Here is a 17,921-nt window from a genome sequence, read left to right on the forward strand (position 1 = left end):
AAAGGGTTAATTGAATATGAACAAGACTCTATTATTAAGATATAAAAAAACAGGCTTTAAAAGCCTGTTTTTTCAATTACTCAGCGTGTTATAGCTTAGATACTACGACGCTTGTAGTTACGGTACTCTGGAAGCCAGTAGTTTTTCTCGATTGCTGCCCATAGCGCTTCATCGCTCAGCTCTAGTGCAACACCCTCTTCCATCGCTTTTTTCGCTACTGCAAAAGCAATACGTTTACTTAACGATTGGATTTCAGTGAGTGCTGGTAATAAGCTGCCTTTACCAGTGTTTGCACGTGGTGAAGACTCAGCCAGTGTTTCACTTGATACAATCAGCATTGCATCTGTAATACGTGTAGCTTTAGCAGCAATTACGCCTAAACCAATACCCGGGAAAATGTAGCTGTTGTTACATTGTGGGATTGGGAACGTTTGGCCGTTATACTCAACCGGATCAAATGGGCTACCAGAGGCAACAATTGCTTGACCGTCTGTCCATTCGATAACATCTGATGGAAGCGCTTCAACTTGCTTAGACGGATTACTTAACGGGAAGATAATCGGTTGTGAGCAAGATGCGTGCATTGCACGAATAACTTGTTCTGTGAATAAACCAGGTTGGCCAGATACACCAATTAGGATATCTGGTTGTGCACAGTGCATTACATCTAATAACGATGCGTACTCACCGCTGTATGTCCACTCGCTTAAACCATCTTTAGATTGGCAAAGTGCTTGTTGGAAGTCACGTAAGCCTTCCATACCTTCAGTAAGCAGACCAAAACGGTCAACCATGAAGATTTGAGAACGCGCTTGCTCATCGCTAATGCCTTCAGCAACCATAGTACTGATAATTTGCTCAGCAATACCGCAGCCCGCAGAACCTGCACCAACAAACACAACTTTTTGCTCAGAAAGCTTCGCGTCTTTAACACGACATGCAGCAAGTAAAGAACCTACAGTTACCGCAGCAGTGCCTTGAATGTCATCGTTAAAGCTACAGATTTCATCGCGGTAACGTTTTAGTAATGGCATTGCATTTGGTTGTGCAAAGTCTTCGAACTGAAGTAACACATTTGGCCAACGACGTTTAACTGCTTTGATGAATAGATCTAAGAATTCGTCATACTCTTCTTGCGAAATACGTTTATGACGAGCACCCATGTACATAGGGTCGTTAAGTAGTTTTTCGTTGTTCGTACCAACATCAATCATCACTGGTAGCGTATAAGCTGGGCTAATACCACCACATGCTGTGTAAAGTGATAATTTACCAATTGGAATACCCATACCACCAATACCTTGGTCACCTAGACCAAGAATACGCTCACCGTCAGTCACAACGATAACTTTTACTTTGCCTTTAGTCGCGTTACGTAAAATATCATCAATTTGGAAACGATCTTCATAAGAGATAAATAGACCACGAGCACTGCGGTAGATGTCTGAGAATTTTTCACAGGCATCGCCTACCGTTGGTGTGTAGATAATTGGCATCATTTCTTCAAGATGATCACGCACTAAACGGTAGTAAAGTGTTTCGTTGTTATCTTGAATAGCACGAAGGTAGATGTGCTTGTTTAAATTATCGCTAAAGCTTGAATACTGTTGGTAACAACGCTCAACTTGTTCTTCGATCGTTTCATAACGCGGTGGCAGTAAACCGGCTAAGTTGAAATTTTCCCTTTCTTTTTGTGAAAAAGCACTGCCTTTATTTAATAGTGGCGTTTCGATCAGACCTGGGCCTGAATAAGGAATATAAAGATAATTTGGATCGGTATTTGTAGTCATATTTCCAAGCTTTGATGCGTCATAATTATGACCTGACATTATTACTCTTGAAGGCGAAATTGCAATGACAATTCACCTTGTCAGACCATTGAAGAAAATGAATTTTATGCTCTAAATAGCATAGCAGATAGTATACATGAAAACTCAGCAGCTTTAAGGCTGCTGAGCTTGTTTTTAGTGGCTTTTATCACTTAAAGCGATGCCTTCGCGGCGCGGATCGGCTGCGCCATAAAGTTTACCGTCTTTAACTTCAACAGCATGTAAACCAGAGTTTAAATCTAGGATACGAACTGTGTGTCCGCGGTTAACAAAATCAGCTTCGGCGTTGGCAAGTTCAGTGCCCTTTTCGAGGCTTGTGTAATTATTGCGATTAGTAATGCGCGGTAAGTTAATAGCTGTTTGCGCATCTAGGTTCCAATCAAGCACACCTACAACCACTTGAGCTACATAATCAATGATACGGCTACCACCCGGTGAACCAACCACTAAGCGTAAGCTGCCGTCTTTGTTAAACACCATGACTGGCGACATTGAACTACGCGGGCGTTTACCTGCTTCAACGCGATTAGCTAATGGCTTACCATTTTTGGTAGGCGATAAAGCAAAGTCTGTTAGTTGATTGTTTAAAATATACCCGTTCACCATTACTGTTGAACCAAATGCCATTTCAATAGAGCTGGTCATCGAAACCGCATTACCTTGGCTATCAACAATCGATACATGAGTTGTTGATGGTAACTCATAAGCATCATCTTGCGCGTACGCAAGTGAATTAGGCGGTGTGCCTGCTTCTGCGTGAGCATCTTTTTCAGAAATAAGCTTTGCACGACCTGCAAGGTAGTCTTTATCGAGTAATCCTTGTGTTGGGATTGGCATAAAGTCAGGGTCACCCATATACACGTTGCGATCAGCAAACGCTAAACGCGATGCTTGGGTAAAGTAATGCAATGCTTGAACAGAGTTTGGTTTAAGTTTAGCCATGTCTTTATGTTCGAGTAAGGCTAAAATCTGTAATACAGCTACACCACCACTACTAGGTGGTGCCATTGAACACACTTCGTATTGGCGATAATCAACACACACAGGTGCACGCTCTTTACTTTTGTAATTAGCTAAGTCTTCAACCGTTAAAGTACCCGGTGCAACTGCTGAGTTTTGCACTGCATGCACAAGTTTTTTGGCGTTTTCACCTTTATAGAAAGCATCAATGCCTTGTTTCGCTATATCTTTATAAAGCGCGGCAAGTTCAGGGTTCTTTTTAACCGTACCTACAGCAAGCGGTTTACCATTTGGGAAAAAGTAGTCACGAATAACAGGTAGCTTAGTAACCCCTGGATTTAACTCTTTAGCCAATAATTGATGTAAACGCGGCGAAACAATAAAGCCTTTATCAGCCAATTCAATAGCAGGGCCAAACAAGGTTTGCCACTCTAACTTGCCGTAACGTTTATGGGCGGTGGCAAATGCGTCTAAAATACCTGGAACACCAACAGAACGACCACCTACAACGGCTTCAATCCATTTTACGGCTTTACCGTGCTTATCTAAAAATAGTGTTTCATCAGCATTGCTTGGAGCCGTTTCGCGGCCATCAAAACTGGTTAGGCTTTTGGTTTTGCTGTCGAAGTACATCATAAACGTACCACCACCGATGCCCGACGATTGCGGTTCTACCAGTGTCAGTACTAATTGCGTTGCAATGGCTGCATCAACTGCTGAGCCGCCTAGCTCAAGCATTTTTTGCCCTGCTTTTACTGCATAAGGGTTTGCTGCTGCGACCATGTACTTATCGCCTTCAACAACCTGTTTATGAGCAAAGCCTGTAGCAGCTTCAGGTTCGCGAGTTTCAATTTTTGCAGGGGTTGCAAAAATAGCCGTTGAATAAATTAAAGAGGTGGACAGAGCTAACAGCGCTTTGGTTTTGAATAACATAAATAAACTTAATCCCGTAGTGTATTTGGCATCTTAAAATTAAACGTGCACAATAGGCGACAATCTCAGATACAACAAAAATAACATGATAAACCTGCCCCTGAAACTAGAATATATTCTGCCGCCATTGTGTTTAGTAATACTAAGTTCCTTATTTGCTACTTTTAACTTAAATGAATATCTCGAATTTAACCGTGAGTTAGTTGCAAATGGTGAATTTTGGCGCATTTTCACTAGTCAATTCGTGCACGCAAATTGGCCTCATTTAGGCTTAAATTGTGCCGGAATTTTATTAATTTGGGCTCTGCACGCTGAGCATACAAGCCCTGCTCGCTATGCGTTTAATATTGCCATTCTTGCATTATGGTGTGGCTTAGGTGTGTGGCTATTTTGCCCAGATATCCAAATTTACACCGGATTAAGTGCTCTACTGCACGGAGTGATCATTTGGGGAGCAGTTAAAGATGTACAAGCAGGCATGTTTTCTGGCTGGTTATTGTTTGCTGGTACTTGGGCTAAAGTGATTTGGGAGCAAATAGCAGGCCCGAGTGAATCGGTGAGTCAGCTAATCGCCTCTAATGTTGCCATTGATGCCCACTTTATCGGCGCAATTGGCGGCACTCTACTCGCTTTGCCTGTCTTTATAAAAATAATAAAAAAGTGCGGGTAACCTTACTCGCGCTTTACAACTGTTCTTTGTTAACTAGAAAAAGGAATTTTAAATGAATGAAAATAAAGGACATATTTACCTTCGCATTATCTTATTTTGCCTTTACGGGCCTCTATTGGCTGGGCTATTTGGCCAATTGGTAAACTTAAAATTTGTTTCACCAACGTTTATGGCAAGCCTTGATAATATTTATTACACCATAGTATTTTGTTCACTTTGTATTGGGTTTTGTCTGTTGTTAGCAAAATACAGTATCGTTAAAGAATCGTTTAAGAATAAAATTATTGCTCATTTAACCCTTATTCTTAGTATTTTGTATTCATGCTTAATGTTCTTTGGTATTGGTTTACTTATATTATTCAACATCATGTTTAACTCAAATACTGATTACGTTCACCAAGAACAGGCATTTGAATATCGCACCTTTTATGTCTACACATCAGACCCTGGAGCTTTTGGAACTGCTCACCATTATGTGTATTTAAAGTGCCCTGCTTCGTTTAATCGCTATGAATTGGAGTTAATAACTAATCTATCATGGATGAAAGACTATAAAATGAGTTTAGAGGGTGATAATTTAATTTTTGAAAACGACTCAGAGCAAGGTAAGACTGTACTCGATGTGAGTGAATTTTACTGCAAATAACCCCTTTTGGATAATTCTATTACAAACAAAAACAGCCACTTAAAGTGGCTGTTTTTAATTAACGCTATTGAATTAAAGCGTTTCTTTAAATAGCTTATGAATACGGCGGTATTCATCTAACCAGCTTGATGGTTGTACAAAACCATGTGGTTCAACTGGGAAGATAGCTGTTTCAAAGTTTTCTTTTTCTAGCTCAATTAAGCGCTGTACTAAGCGTACTGAGTCTTGGAAGAATACATTGTCATCAACCATAGGCGCGTTAATTAATAAATGGCTCTTAAGACCTTCAGCAAAGTAAATTGGTGAGCTCTTTTCATAAGCAATCGGGTCAACATCTGGGTGGTTTAAGATGTTAGACGTATAAGGACCATTGTAGTGAGCCCAATCAGTTACCGGACGAAGTGCAGCACCTGCTTTGAATAAATCAGGTTGTGTGAATAGCGCCATAAACGTCATGAAACCCCCGTAAGAACCACCATAAGTGCCTACAGCTTGTGTATCTACGTTTGCGTTGTCTGCCATCCATCTTACGCCGTCTGCTAAATCTTGGATCTCAGGTGTACCCATTTGACGATAAATAGCTGTACGCCAATCACGGCCGTAACCTTTCGATGCACGGTAGTCCATGTCCATTACTACGTAGCCTTCTGAAGCCAATAGTGAGTGGAACATAAACTCACGGAAGTAACCAGACCAACCCATGTGTGAGTTTTGTAGGTAACCAGCACCGTGGTTAAAGATAACCGCTTTACGGTTTTTACCTGTTTCGCCTTCTTTATAATCAGCTGGGTAATATACTTTTGCATAAATTGGCTGATCAGTGTGGCTTGAAGGCACAGCAACAATCTTAGGTGCAATTAGTTTCTTCGCTAAAAACTCATCAGAAACCGTGTGCGTTAACTGCGTCGCTTGAGTATTTGCTTTTGCATCAGCAACATAAAGCTCAGGCGGCGACATAATTTTTGAATGAGTTAGCAATAGTTTGCTTTCATCTGGGCTTAACTGGTAATCAGTCATACCATCAAGGTTTGTTACTTGCTCAGATTCACCGGTTGCAGGGTTTACACGATAGATTTCGTAAAGACCTGGGTGCTCAACGTTGGCTTTGTAGTAAATCGCTGAGTTATCAGCTGTTAACGTTAAGTTAGAAACAACAAATTGGCCTTTAGTTAGCTGCGTTGCTTTACCATTAAGTGGCTTTTTATAAATGTGGCTGTAACCAGACTCTTCAGATAAGTAGTAAAGCGTGTCTGAGTTGTTCAACCAACCAAAATCGTTGTATGCATAGTTAACCCATGCATCGTCGTGTAAGCGGTGCTGCGAAACAAGTTTGTTGTTTTGTGTATCAACAGTGGCTAACCAACGGTCTTTGTTGTCCCATGCTTCAAGCATAAGTGCCACTTTTGAACCATCTGTGTTCCATTGGATTGCACTTTGGTCCCAGCCCCAATCCATCATTAAGTTGATGGCACGTGGTGCTTTTTCAGACTTATAAGTTTTGCCATCACGAGCGTAGTTTTCTTTCTTAACTGCTGCAAGTACGTCTTCATCAAAACCTGGTAAGGTATCGAATGCAAGGGTTGTTTGCTCTCCTGACTTAAGGTCAATGTAAACAACGTCTGAGCTGATTGGCTTTTCATCAGCAACACGACGGCGTACTTTTTCAGCTTTTACGCGTGCATCATCGGCAATGTAATTAGGCATTATATCGCCTTCATCACGCCATGAACGGCTTTCTGTGGTTACTGCAACAAGGGCTTGGCCATTTGGTGAAAGCTGTACATCGGCTAAACGCTTACCTTTACCTAAATAAAATTGTGCGTTAGCAATGCTGTCGTTTTGCTCGTTAATTTGTGCTTTACGCTCTTCACGATCTTTTTTGTTTTTATGCGTCAGCGCAATGTAATCAATTAGTTTGTGCTGCTCTTTTGCAATGTAAGTGTCTGGCTCTTGTACACCTTTAGGTGCATCGTCTAGGTGTAAGTTAACTAATTCAACTTGACGACCCGTTGCTAAATCAACTTTATAAAATGCATTACCTTGGCGATATGCAAGGCTACCATCAGTTAAAAACTGTGGTTTTGATTGCTGTGCGCTGTCGTGAGTGATTTGTGTAATTTGCCCAGTGCTAAGGTTTTTAACGAAGATATTACCTTCAAATGCATAAGCCTGTTGTTTCTTATCTGCAGAATAAACGGCATTTTTAGCGCCTACAGTGTGTAGTTTGTTTAACGCTAATTGTGATGCAGATTGGCTATTTACCGCTTGAACGTATAAATCGCGTAACTCATTGCCTTGTTGCTTTTGTGCATAAACAATGCTGTTAGAATCACCATTCCAGAAAGCACGCTCAGGCTGACGGCCTAACCAATCAGGGTGAGCCATTGCTTGCTCTAACGTGATTTCAGCTGAACCTGTATCAGCAGGAGTAGCAACAACGGGTGCTACATTGGTAACTTGTTCTTCAGAAGGCGTTGAGGCGGTTGATTGACAACCTGCTAGCATGAAGCTAGATGCGACTGCGAGAGCCACTAACGTTTTATTAGCAGTGGTTTTGAATTTCATAGTGCTTCTTACGGGTTATTATAATTCGCCCTATTTAAGCAGAAGCACTGATGAAATAGCAATTTTTATAGGATAAACAGCCAAAGATTTCCGTTTAATAACAGCTTATTTTAAGCTGATATCAAGCCATACCATACGATGATCAGACGATGCGTTACGATCTTTAATTAAACGGAACAGTTCAGAGTTTTTCTGTGGCCAAAAAACTCCACCATCGTTTATCTCAATACCATAATTTGATGGTAAAACGTAATCAGCACGGGCTTGCCAATAAGCGGTATAGTTTTTAGCGTAATCTTCTTTATACGATTCTTTAGCGCCTTTGCTTGTTGGCGTAAAAGAGGTATTTACTAATGGATTTTTTAAAATTTGGTCAGTGGTATTCGGGCGTGCCTTACCCCCTTCTGGCGCAGCATTTAAGTCACCAACAATAACAAAGCGGCTTTTCGCTTTTAAGCCACCTTTTTGACCTTTATCATCGTAAATATAGTTTGCATTGTTAATGTAATCTGCAACTAGGCGAACTTCATCGTGGTTACGCTTACCGTTGCGGTCTTCGTCACCATCAAAAACAGGCGGCGTTGGGTGTGAAGCAAGCAAATGAAACGTTTTGCCTTTTACATCAATTGGTAAATCCCAAAATGATTTAGAGCTTAGGTGAATTGCTTGCCATTCTTCAGCTGAATACCAGTCTTTACCTGTTTTAGGGTCGATAGGCATTTGTGCATTTGGCATATCTTTATATTTGAATGTTTGTAATGTACGCGCTTTATCTAAATCGATTGGATAGCGCGACAATACTGCCATTGCATAATGCCCCTCAAAGAAGCCAAAGCCGTGTGCGTCACCTTTGTAATGCCCCTTTACACCATCGTTGTCTAGGTCAAACTCAGTAGGTAAACCAGTGTTAACAGGTGCAATAAAGTAATACGGGTAATCGATGGCAACTTGCTTATTTTGCGATACTTGCAGGTAGTTTTTACGAAATACGTTAATGCCTTTGTCTGCATCAATATAATCAAATTCATTTAGTAAAATTACATCAGGTCTTACTCGCTGAATAATTTCGGCAATGTTACGAATTTGCTGGTGGTTGCTCGCTAATGCTTTACTTAAAGCATCTTTATCTATTGATTCGCCTTTTTTAGCATAGTTAGTTGCATCCATACTCACATTAAAGGTGGCAACACGTAAATCAGCAGCCGATACATTATTAGCAAATAAGCCTACAGCCAGTGCTATTGAAGAAGTTAATAAAGCGTTTTTCATGAAATAAATCCGTCTACTATAAGTAGTAAAATAATACTGCTGACAATGATCCATAAGATCATCGCCATGATAAAAGGTTTAATGCCCGCTTGTTTTAAGACTGAAATAGATAAACCACTACCAATCAAAAATAAGGTCATTACTAACACTTGTTTAGCACCAACATTGAGTGCATGCCATAGTGTTTGATGCTCAGGAAAGCTCGAATTAATCAGTGCAGCTGCTAAAAAACCAAATATAAACAATGGGATACTGGCTTTTTCATCCGATTTCCAAAACACACCCGCGATGCTTGTATAAGGGATTATCCACATCGCTCTGGTTAGTTTAATGGTTGTGGCAATAGCAAGCGCTGATGCGCCATACGCAGCGGAAGCCCCCACTACACTACTGGTGTCGTGAATAGCAAGTGCTGCCCAAACACCGAATTGTTGCTCAGTCAGGCCAATGTAATGGCCAATCATTGGGAATAACACTAAGCCAAGGGCGTTTAATAAAAACACTACAGCGAGTGAGATAGCTACTTCGTGATCTTTGGCCTTTATAACCGGCGCCATTGCTGCAATGGCGCTACCACCACAAATGGCGGTACCAAATGAAATAAGTACACCGGTGTTTTTATTTAACTTAAATAACTGAGATAAAATTTCACCAAGGCCAATAATCGCGGTAATACTGACTATGGTAAGCACAATAGAGCTACGCCCTACTTCTATTACTTGATTAAAATCAACAGCAAAGCCTAAGCCAATCACCGCCAACTTTAGCATCCATTTACTTATTTTTTGTGACTGCGCTGCAAATGGGTTACCTAATATCATGGCAAATAAAGCACCGACTACAAGTGCCGTAGCAGAGCCAACAAATGGTAATGCTGATACTAAAAATAGTGCAATAAATAGAAACTGCTTTGGGCGTTCGGCTATCACAACGGCGCTCTGATAAGTTTATTGGTTAGCTTATGCACCACAGGTGCAACAAAAATAACGGTAGGAAATGCCACACAAAATGCAAAAGCCCATGCTTTAAGCCAAATGCTTGCAATGTTATCGATTAAACCAACGTTAAAAATGCTGATCACTAAAGACATAAATCCAGACATAAACAGCGCCATAAAGAACGCAAATACGACTGTTCTAAATCGAGGATGTAACATAACGAACTAATATTAATATAAAAATATTAGTCTATAGCAAGATGTTCTTGACGCAAGTGCTTTGAGATAAGAGGTACAAAATTAGCGAAGTTTGTGGATAAATAATAGCGATTAAAAAGCCGAGATAAACTCGGCTTTTAAGAATTTAAACTGATTAGTTTAAAATAAGTTGAGTGCTGGTATCAGCTACTCCTGGGTAGTCTTGCTCTGGCAAAATTTCAGCCAGTGCCGCTAAACGCTCACCTAATTGGTGAAGGTTATCAGCCGATACATTGATATGACCCATTTTACGACCCGGTTTAGCCGTTTTACCATACCAGTGACTTGTAACGTCTTGCGTTGCTAGTACTGAGTGTGGGATTGAAGGCTGACCTAATACGTTGATCATAGCAGTAGGACGAAGACACTCTGTACTACCTAATGGTAAACCTGCAACAGCGCGCATGTGGTTTTCGAACTGTGAGCAGTGTGTACCCTGCTGTGTCCAGTGACCAGAGTTATGAACGCGTGGTGCAATTTCGTTTACTAATAACGTACCTTGTACATCAAAAAACTCAATTGCTAATACACCTACATAGTCAAGCTCTTGCGCTAACTTGTTAAATGCCAGCTCTGCTTGTTCTTGAATCGCTGCTTTTTCTTTACCCGCAACTGAAAGCGTAAGTACACCATTGGTGTGTTGGTTTTCAGTCAATGGATAAATAACGGTGTTACCCGCTTTGTCGCGTGCACCAATGATAGATACTTCACGGTCAAATGGGATCATCTTTTCAGCGATAATAGAATGCGGCGCACTTTCAGTGCCTGATGCTATGAAATCTGCCATTTCTGACCAAATTTGGTCAATTTGATCATCAGACTTTAAGCGCCATTGCCCTTTACCATCGTAACCCGCTTGGCAAGTTTTGATCACAAGCGGCTTGCCTAAACGCTCTACAGCAGCAATAAGGTGTGCTTTTTCTGTAATTAATTGGTAAGGCGCGCATTCAACATTTGTTTTATCAAGTAATGCTTTTTCAAGTGCGCGGTCGCCACCTGTTTTAATTGCCGCTTTACCCGGATAAAACTTATTGCTTTGACAACATAGTGTAAGTACATCATCAGGAATGTGTTCAAACTCTGCTGTAATCGCGTCTGCGTTATCAATAGCTTGTTGTAATGTGCTGTTATGAACTTCACCGGTTAATGGGTGAATGATTTTTTCACTACCCACATCGTAGGCAACAACATTTAAATCAAGCGGTGCACCCGCTAAGCTCATCATGCGAGCTAACTGACCTGCACCTAAAATTAGAATATTCATATTACTCTGCAGGATTAGGGTTAGCTAAGATAGTGTCTGTTTGTTCTTTACGGAAAGCTTCAACTTTTGCGAAGATTTCAGGCTGTTGGCAACCTAAAATTTGTGCCGCTAAAAGGCCAGCATTTGCAGCACCCGCTTCACCAATAGCAAGAGTACCTACCGCAACACCTTTAGGCATTTGGCAGATAGATAATAATGAATCAACACCATTAAGTGTTTTAGACTTAACTGGTACACCTAACACTGGCAGTGATGTAAACGCCGCAGCCATACCTGGTAGGTGCGCAGCACCACCGGCGCCTGCGATAATTATTTTAATGCCGCGATCTGCAGCTGAACTTGCATAGTCAGCAAGTAATTGAGGGGTACGGTGAGCAGAAACAACTTTAGTTTCGTATTCAATGCCGAATTTTTCTAGCATTAACGCCGCATGTTCCATCGTTGGCCAGTCTGATTTGGAACCCATAATAATGCCAACAGTCATAAATACACCTCAGTTAAATAGTTTTCTAAAAAGCGGACTTTTGTCCTTATTTTGTGGCGGTATTATATACCCAAACCACATTAAGATGCGACTCTAGAAGCACAAAAAAGCCATGACATGCATGGCTTTTAATCACTCATCAGCTAATTAAGCTTCTTTGCTTGCTAGGTACTCAGTGTATGTACCTTTAAAGTCGATAACTTTGCCGTCTTTAATTTCCCAAATACGGTTTGCAAGCGATGATACAAATTGTCTATCGTGTGATACGAACAATAATGTCCCTTCGTATGCTTCAAGTGCTAAGTTAAGCGCTTCGATAGATTCCATATCCATATGGTTGGTTGGCTCATCCATTAATAAGATGTTTGGTTTATGCATCATAATTTTGCCAAACAACATACGGCCTTGCTCACCGCCTGAAATCACTTTTACTGACTTTTTGATATCGTTTTGTGAAAACAGCATACGACCTAAGAAACTACGAACAACTTGTTCGTCGTCACCTTCTTGTTGCCATTGTTCCATCCACTCAAATAAGTTCATGTCTTGTTCGAACTCGTCAGCATGGTCTTGAGCGTAATAACCGATATTAGCGTTATCAGACCATTTAAATTCACCTTGCTTCGGTGCTAAACGACCAGCAAGAGTATTTAAAAGTGTGGTTTTACCAACACCGTTCTCACCGATAATTGCAATACGCTCGCCTACTTCAACTAGGCCTTCAAGGCCACTGAATAATGTTTCTTCAAAGCCTTGTGTTAAATTTGTTAGCTCTAAGGCATTACGGAATAACTGCTTTTCTTGCTCAAAACGAATAAACGGGCTTTGACGAGAAGATGCTTTAACTTCTTCAAGCTGAATTTTATCAATTTGTTTAGCACGTGATGTTGCTTGCTTTGCTTTTGAAGCGTTCGCAGAGAAGCGCGATACAAACTGTTGAAGTTCGGCAATTTGGCTTTTCTTCTTGGCATTTTCGCTTAGTAGACGCTCACGAGCTTGCGTAGCTGCAAACATGTACTCATCGTAGTTCCCCGGGTAAATACGAAGCTCACCGTAATCGATGTCGGCCATGTGTGTACATACTGAGTTTAAGAAGTGACGGTCGTGCGAAATGATGATCATGGTACAGTCACGCTGGTTTAGTACGTCTTCTAGCCACTTGATGGTGTAAATGTCCAAGTTATTGGTAGGCTCATCGAGTAACATGATATCTGGATCAGAAAACAGTACCTGCGCAAGTAACACACGCAGTTTAAAACCTGGTGCAATTTCAGACATAGGGCCGTAGTGTTGCTCTGTGCCAATACCTACACCAATTAGTAACTCACCTGCTTTAGCTTCTGCTGAATAACCATCCATTTCGGCAAACTCAGTTTCTAGGTCTGCTACACGCATACCGTCTTCTTCGCTCATCTCAGGTAAGCTGTAAATACGGTCACGTTCTTTTTTTACTTCCCACAGCTCTTTATGTCCCATGATCACTGTGTCGATTACAGAAAACTCTTCGTAAGCAAACTGGTCTTGGTTTAGTTTAGCAATACGCTCGTTTGGATCTGTGCTGACATTGCCTGAAGATGGCTCTAGTTCACCACTTAGGATTTTCATGAAGGTTGATTTACCACAGCCATTCGCACCGATTAAACCGTAACGGTTACCATCGCCAAATTTTGCTGAGATATTTTCGAATAAAGGTTTAGCACCAAATTGCATGGTGATATTAGCTGTACTAATGATAGCGGTACCCTCCAGCGGGTAAAAAGTAAAAACGAAACTGCGGGCAATTTTAAACTAAAGCCGCTTGGCACGCCATGAAAGTTTAATTAAATACACTTGCTCATTTTACAGGCTCATCACTATCGTCTACCTTTAATGAGCGCGCTCATTAATATATATGAGCACGCTCACTTTTAAAATAACCAAATAAAAACAGCAGGTTAAATATGAGCAAACATGGCGATACTCACCAACGTATTTTAGAGGCGGCTTGGCGACTCTTTACTGAGCAAGGATTTAACGATACTTCAACGCGGCAAATTTCAGCAGCAAGTAACATAGCGGTTGGCACCTTGTTTAATCATTTTGTAGATAAAGTGGCTGTTTTAGAAGCTTGCCTCGAAGATAAATTTAATGATGTGTTAGAGCGCGCAAAAGAAACCGATATTCACCGCCCTGCTCGCTTAAAGATAAATCATTACGCGCAATATTTTTATCAGTTTTATTGTTTACACAACCGCTTTTATAAAGTGCTTTTTAGCCAGCGATTGTTTTCGCAATCATTCCAGCAACAGCACATGGAGCTAATCCAATCATTAGTTTTTGCCGACCAACCGCAATTTAATAAAGTAAAAGCAGCTATATTACTCGACTGCTATTTTATGACCTTGTTGTATGGTTTAGGCGCCGAAACACCAAACACTAAACTCATGCTCAGAACGTTAAGCCAGAAAGTGTCTGTTTTTTAGGCTCAGTAACTCATTGATAATTCGATATAGTGAACCTAAAGTGAATAATTTTTCCTCAAAGTCGGTTTGTTGCATGATAATTTTTCACTTTTGACCCTATTTTAGCTTTGATAATCTCCGTTCCTTAACTAAATTATACCTATTAGGGACAATATTTAATCAAGGTACTTTATGAAAAGAACACACACTGCCTTATTTGTTGCAGGCATGCTTGCCATACCTACAGCCAATGCCATAGAGATCTATAACGATCAAACCAATAGCGTTACTGTTGGTGGCTTTATCGATGCAAGGGTGATTAATACGCAAGGCGAAACTGAGGTAGTAAACGGTGCATCACGCATTAATTTTGATTTTAAGCGCCAATTAAAGAACGGCTGGCAAGCGTTTGCTTTACTTGAATGGGGTGTAAACCCTGTTGGTAGCAGCGATATCGTATACAGCAATCGCTTTGAATCAATTCAAGATGAGTTTTTATATAACCGCTTAGGCTATGTTGGCCTTAAACATGACGATTACGGCCAAGTTACATTAGGTAAACAATGGGGCGCATGGTACGACGTTGTTTATAACACCAACTACAGCTTAGTGTGGGATGGTAATGCTGCAGGTGTTTATACCTACAATAAAGATGATGGAGCTGTAAATGGCACAGGCCGCGGCGATAAAGTACTGCAGTATCGTAATACCTGGGGTGATTTTCATCTTGCTCTTCAGGCACAGCTAAAATCTGATGAATTTTATACCTGCGACATCGTTGATATTTCAAGAAGCTCTTGTGAAGTACTTTGGAACCAAGGCAATAATGCTGCACAAAAAGTAGAATTTAACTCGACTTATGGCGCCGCACTCACCTACTCGGTTAGCCCTAATTTAAAAGTCACTGCTGGTGTTAACCGTGGCCAGTTCGATATTGTGTACGCAGGTGGCAGAAATCAATCAGTAAACGATTTAATTTATGGTATGGGCATTACCTATGGTGATTTTTATAAACCGGGTTGGTATGCATCAGCGAATATAAATAAAAACGAAAACCACGATACCGACAACTTAGGCCGCTTAATAAAAGATGCTGTTGGTTTAGAGTCAATTTTAAGCTACCGCTTTGATAATGACATACGTACTTTTGTTGCTTATAACGTTTTTGATGCAGGTAGTGACTATGTTATTCAGCCGAACTTTAATGCCGACCCTGAAGATGTGTTTAAACGCCAATTTGCAGTAATTGGTGCGCACTACTTTATGGCAGAAGACACCATTTTATATATTGAAGCTCGTAAAGATTTTAGCGACTTCTCGAGTAATGACGCTGATCAAGAAGCACAGATGTCACAAACCGAAGATGACGGTATTGCCATTGGTTTTAATTACACTTTGTAGTTACGATAAACACTAAGCCCACTATTGTGGGCTTTTTTCTAATCCAATTGCACACTTTCAAGATTGTTCGCAATATCAATCAACGTCTGCTATTACTTAACAACCATAAAACTAAAATACGTCAATATTTGAGGTTGTTGTGTCTAACAAGGTAAAGCTAATTCTACTTTCTTCAATTTCTAGCGTTTCGTTCATGCTCTTTCACTGGCTAACAAATGTCAGAGAATCGGATACGGTATTTGGTGTTAGTTCCGATTTATCGGGAGGTTTAGTAATGGGCTTTGCTATTGGTGTGATGCTAGTTACATTAAGCACACTTAAGTTAAACAAATATTGAGTGTTTTTTGGAACTGTATGATGCCAAGTCATAAAACGTTTGGCTTAAACTTGTTATAAAGATTATAACTACCCTATTAGCCGTTCATTTTAAGTATTTATAGCTCAACAACTGCATTGACTCCGCCACTAAATAAAATTAAAAATGATGCTAGGTAGCTACGCGTTAAGGCGTATTTACTCCTTTTCATCTTACAGTGGACTCCATTTCTTGTACTTTCCCTTACGTGCCAGAGCAACAGCGTTGGTGATTTCTTCACGCGGTGACCTTTCACAATAATTTAAGCATTCTTCTACTATTGATCCTGACCACCCTGGAGCTGCTGCTACGACCCAAAAATGAATACCTTGGTTCAAATCTTTTGCAGCAACGTAATTGATAATTTTTTCTATCTCACTATCACCCGGTATCATTTTTAGCATAGCCATTGCTCGAAAAGCCCCTTCAATGAGTGCCTCATTGCCAATATCAATAAGCTTAAATATTGTAGCTCTCTGTAGAAAGTCTTACTATTGCATCTCCAATAGCGACGTAAAGCATAGTTGCTTTATTATCTTGCTTTACGAGTCCATTTAAAAATGGCAATGCTGGCTTATAATCACATTCACCTATAGCCATGATCATCAGATACTGTGTTTCCCAAGTCCTTTCATCATTGAGTTCATTCTCAAGCGCAGCCAATAAATACGGACCAGCGTTAATATCTTTTAGCTTCCGCAACTTCTTCGCTGCTGAACGACGTTTTTGGGATTTCTTGTCTCTCAGTTGTTCCATTATTTCATTCATTATTCAACTCTTCGTAATACATATAGGGTAGCTAAATAACCGCATCATAATGAACGTTCTAATTCTGTTGTTAGGTGTTTTCAGCATACTTCACCCTAAAAAAAAGCATAGCAAGCTTGATTCCAATTAGTGCGCCAGCCCCTATAATGAACGGGACTAAGCTTTCTAAGTAAAATGGAATACTTGAGAGAAGCAACCGAAATAAAACAACAGCGCCTTGAACAAGCATTATATACGCAGCAAGATGAAAGAACTGTATTGGATCTTCCAAGCTGAATGGATTGCGATTCCAATCTGGCTTGTGCCATACCTTTGTTGATGGTGGATTAACAACTTGCATGCCAACAACAAATAAAAGAGCCAAAAAGGTAAATACAAAAATAACACCTAATGCACTCAAATTGATAGCCGGGTTAGCCTTCGGCTCAAGCGGTGTAAATAGAGATGAGACTGCTACACAGGTTATTAAAGCAAAACGAAGGAATTTCCATTTATTCATAATATTGAAACCTAATGCTCAAATAACAAGCTATAAATAATAGACTAAACAAAGTGAAGAATGAATACAATGCATACTAAAATAGCCCTAGAGCACGGTCTATTTAGAGTTTTACTGCTAGCTTTTTATGAATATTTTTATAAGACTTGGTAAGTCTATTAATATGATAATTTACTTTTTTCCAATCCCAAGAACTAGGATTACCAAATTCAGGAAATGTATCTTCCCAGTCCTTCGCCTCTTTTTCACAACGACAGTGTAAGCAAAACAAACAAAAATAGTCGCCTTCAATTAATACGTTAAAGTTAATAATGCCCCACCCATCGCTGGTATATCGGTATTTGGCACCATTACACTTATCTGCGTTGAGGTCGTGCTTTTCAATAAATACTTGGCCGCAAGAATCTCTATAATGTAATGATAAATTTATATCTTTGTGATGGTCTTCAGTTTTCTGAAGTCTATAAGTAACGTAATCTTTTATTTCATTTAAAGAGGAAAAATGTTTCAGGTCACTATCAAAATCTGAATACGCTTCATAAACTGAAACATCATATTCGAAGATATGATTAAAAAAATTATGAAGTTCTCTAATATGGATTCCTTTTTCCAGACTCATAGTCAGTCCTGTAAAGCTTAAGA

At 40.2% G+C, this 17,921-nt stretch carries 17 protein-coding genes; 4 read left to right on the plus strand and 13 right to left on the minus strand.

Annotation, left to right across the window (positions count from 1 at the left end):
• Window positions 1-95 precede the first annotated feature (95 nt).
• The gene (locus WA256_RS10495) at window positions 96-1,790 is read right to left on the minus strand and encodes an NAD-dependent malic enzyme (RefSeq protein WP_335991465.1); all 1,695 of its coding nucleotides are present in this window, start codon (window positions 1,788-1,790) and stop codon (window positions 96-98) included.
• 174 nt (window positions 1,791-1,964) lie between these two features.
• Window positions 1,965-3,722, minus strand: a complete 1,758-nt coding sequence (gene ggt / locus WA256_RS10500; RefSeq protein WP_063528475.1) for a gamma-glutamyltransferase — start codon at window positions 3,720-3,722, stop codon at window positions 1,965-1,967.
• 85 nt (window positions 3,723-3,807) lie between these two features.
• Here ggt and rrtA point away from each other — a divergent pair, with 85 nt between their 5' ends.
• Window positions 3,808-4,392: a rhombosortase gene (rrtA, locus tag WA256_RS10505; RefSeq protein WP_335991130.1), complete on the plus strand. Its 585-nt coding sequence runs from the start codon at window positions 3,808-3,810 to the stop codon at window positions 4,390-4,392.
• Window positions 4,393-4,444: 52 nt separating this feature from the next.
• Window positions 4,445-5,038, plus strand: coding sequence for a hypothetical protein (locus WA256_RS10510; RefSeq protein WP_335991134.1), 594 nt, complete (start codon window positions 4,445-4,447; stop codon window positions 5,036-5,038).
• 72 nt (window positions 5,039-5,110) lie between these two features.
• Here the strand turns inward: WA256_RS10510 and WA256_RS10515 are convergent, their stop codons facing one another.
• The 7 genes from WA256_RS10515 to WA256_RS10545 all read right to left on the minus strand — a co-directional run bounded on the left by WA256_RS10515 (window position 5,111) and on the right by WA256_RS10545 (window position 13,549).
• The gene (locus WA256_RS10515) at window positions 5,111-7,603 is read right to left on the minus strand and encodes a prolyl oligopeptidase family serine peptidase (RefSeq protein ID WP_335991137.1); all 2,493 of its coding nucleotides are present in this window, start codon (window positions 7,601-7,603) and stop codon (window positions 5,111-5,113) included.
• Window positions 7,604-7,708: 105 nt separating this feature from the next.
• Window positions 7,709-8,872 (minus strand): endonuclease/exonuclease/phosphatase family protein, encoded by a 1,164-nt coding sequence (locus tag WA256_RS10520; protein WP_335991139.1) that lies wholly within the window; start codon window positions 8,870-8,872, stop codon window positions 7,709-7,711.
• Window positions 8,869-9,801: a YeiH family protein gene (locus WA256_RS10525; RefSeq protein ID WP_335991143.1), complete on the minus strand. Its 933-nt coding sequence runs from the start codon at window positions 9,799-9,801 to the stop codon at window positions 8,869-8,871. Before WA256_RS10525 ends, WA256_RS10520 begins: the two co-directional genes overlap by 4 nt.
• The gene (locus WA256_RS10530; RefSeq protein ID WP_335991145.1) at window positions 9,798-10,028 is read right to left on the minus strand and encodes a DUF2798 domain-containing protein; all 231 of its coding nucleotides are present in this window, start codon (window positions 10,026-10,028) and stop codon (window positions 9,798-9,800) included. Before WA256_RS10530 ends, WA256_RS10525 begins: the two co-directional genes overlap by 4 nt.
• Window positions 10,029-10,182: 154 nt before the next feature.
• Window positions 10,183-11,331 (minus strand): 5-(carboxyamino)imidazole ribonucleotide synthase, encoded by a 1,149-nt coding sequence (locus WA256_RS10535; protein WP_063529038.1) that lies wholly within the window; start codon window positions 11,329-11,331, stop codon window positions 10,183-10,185.
• 1 nt (window position 11,332) lies between these two features.
• Window positions 11,333-11,815, minus strand: a complete 483-nt coding sequence (gene purE, locus WA256_RS10540) for a 5-(carboxyamino)imidazole ribonucleotide mutase (RefSeq protein ID WP_054553887.1) — start codon at window positions 11,813-11,815, stop codon at window positions 11,333-11,335.
• A 147-nt stretch (window positions 11,816-11,962) separates the two neighbouring features.
• Entirely contained in the window at window positions 11,963-13,549 is a 1,587-nt protein-coding gene (locus WA256_RS10545; protein ID WP_082401562.1) for an ABC-F family ATPase, read from the minus strand.
• A gap of 206 nt (window positions 13,550-13,755) precedes the next feature.
• Between WA256_RS10545 and WA256_RS10550 the strand changes: the two genes are divergently transcribed.
• The gene (locus WA256_RS10550; RefSeq protein ID WP_335991149.1) at window positions 13,756-14,277 is read left to right on the plus strand and encodes a TetR/AcrR family transcriptional regulator; all 522 of its coding nucleotides are present in this window, start codon (window positions 13,756-13,758) and stop codon (window positions 14,275-14,277) included.
• A gap of 171 nt (window positions 14,278-14,448) precedes the next feature.
• A complete protein-coding gene (locus WA256_RS10555) occupies window positions 14,449-15,657 on the plus strand; it encodes a porin (RefSeq protein ID WP_062565348.1) in 1,209 nt (402 codons plus the stop codon).
• A 528-nt stretch (window positions 15,658-16,185) separates the two neighbouring features.
• On the opposite strand, the gene WA256_RS10560 is transcribed toward WA256_RS10555, so the two are convergent.
• The 4 genes from WA256_RS10560 to WA256_RS10575 all read right to left on the minus strand — a co-directional run bounded on the left by WA256_RS10560 (window position 16,186) and on the right by WA256_RS10575 (window position 17,898).
• Window positions 16,186-16,422 carry a hypothetical protein gene (locus WA256_RS10560; RefSeq protein WP_062565347.1) on the minus strand — a complete coding sequence of 79 codons (237 nt, stop codon included), beginning with the start codon at window positions 16,420-16,422 and terminating at the stop codon, window positions 16,186-16,188.
• A 49-nt stretch (window positions 16,423-16,471) separates the two neighbouring features.
• Window positions 16,472-16,780 carry a hypothetical protein gene (locus WA256_RS10565; RefSeq protein ID WP_130166351.1) on the minus strand — a complete coding sequence of 103 codons (309 nt, stop codon included), beginning with the start codon at window positions 16,778-16,780 and terminating at the stop codon, window positions 16,472-16,474.
• Between the two features lie 70 nt (window positions 16,781-16,850).
• On the minus strand, window positions 16,851-17,279 hold the full coding sequence (locus WA256_RS10570) for a hypothetical protein (RefSeq protein WP_335991154.1): 429 nt from the start codon (window positions 17,277-17,279) through the stop codon (window positions 16,851-16,853).
• 103 nt (window positions 17,280-17,382) lie between these two features.
• Window positions 17,383-17,898 (minus strand): hypothetical protein, encoded by a 516-nt coding sequence (locus WA256_RS10575; RefSeq protein WP_304637022.1) that lies wholly within the window; start codon window positions 17,896-17,898, stop codon window positions 17,383-17,385.
• Window positions 17,899-17,921: the final 23 nt, after the last annotated feature.

The sequence above is a fragment of the Pseudoalteromonas sp. CH_XMU1449-3 genome (assembly GCF_037027245.1).
In the GTDB taxonomy this organism is placed as follows: Bacteria; Pseudomonadota; Gammaproteobacteria; order Enterobacterales; family Alteromonadaceae; genus Pseudoalteromonas; species Pseudoalteromonas shioyasakiensis.

Coding starts and splice junctions, on each gene's coding strand:
- WA256_RS10565 (WP_130166351.1), bottom strand. CDS start 16,780: ATGAATGAAATAATGGAACAACTGAGAGACAAGAAATCCCAAAAACGT.
- WA256_RS10520 (WP_335991139.1), bottom strand. CDS start 8,872: ATGAAAAACGCTTTATTAACTTCTTCAATAGCACTGGCTGTAGGCTTA.
- WA256_RS10535 (WP_063529038.1), bottom strand. CDS start 11,331: ATGAATATTCTAATTTTAGGTGCAGGTCAGTTAGCTCGCATGATGAGC.
- WA256_RS10515 (WP_335991137.1), bottom strand. CDS start 7,603: ATGAAATTCAAAACCACTGCTAATAAAACGTTAGTGGCTCTCGCAGTC.
- WA256_RS10560 (WP_062565347.1), bottom strand. CDS start 16,422: ATGGCTATGCTAAAAATGATACCGGGTGATAGTGAGATAGAAAAAATT.
- WA256_RS10550 (WP_335991149.1), top strand. CDS start 13,756: ATGAGCAAACATGGCGATACTCACCAACGTATTTTAGAGGCGGCTTGG.
- purE (WP_054553887.1), bottom strand. CDS start 11,815: ATGACTGTTGGCATTATTATGGGTTCCAAATCAGACTGGCCAACGATG.
- WA256_RS10555 (WP_062565348.1), top strand. CDS start 14,449: ATGAAAAGAACACACACTGCCTTATTTGTTGCAGGCATGCTTGCCATA.
- WA256_RS10530 (WP_335991145.1), bottom strand. CDS start 10,028: ATGTTACATCCTCGATTTAGAACAGTCGTATTTGCGTTCTTTATGGCG.
- WA256_RS10570 (WP_335991154.1), bottom strand. CDS start 17,279: ATGAATAAATGGAAATTCCTTCGTTTTGCTTTAATAACCTGTGTAGCA.
- ggt (WP_063528475.1), bottom strand. CDS start 3,722: ATGTTATTCAAAACCAAAGCGCTGTTAGCTCTGTCCACCTCTTTAATT.
- WA256_RS10495 (WP_335991465.1), bottom strand. CDS start 1,790: ATGACTACAAATACCGATCCAAATTATCTTTATATTCCTTATTCAGGC.
- rrtA (WP_335991130.1), top strand. CDS start 3,808: ATGATAAACCTGCCCCTGAAACTAGAATATATTCTGCCGCCATTGTGT.
- WA256_RS10575 (WP_304637022.1), bottom strand. CDS start 17,898: ATGAGTCTGGAAAAAGGAATCCATATTAGAGAACTTCATAATTTTTTT.
- WA256_RS10510 (WP_335991134.1), top strand. CDS start 4,445: ATGAATGAAAATAAAGGACATATTTACCTTCGCATTATCTTATTTTGC.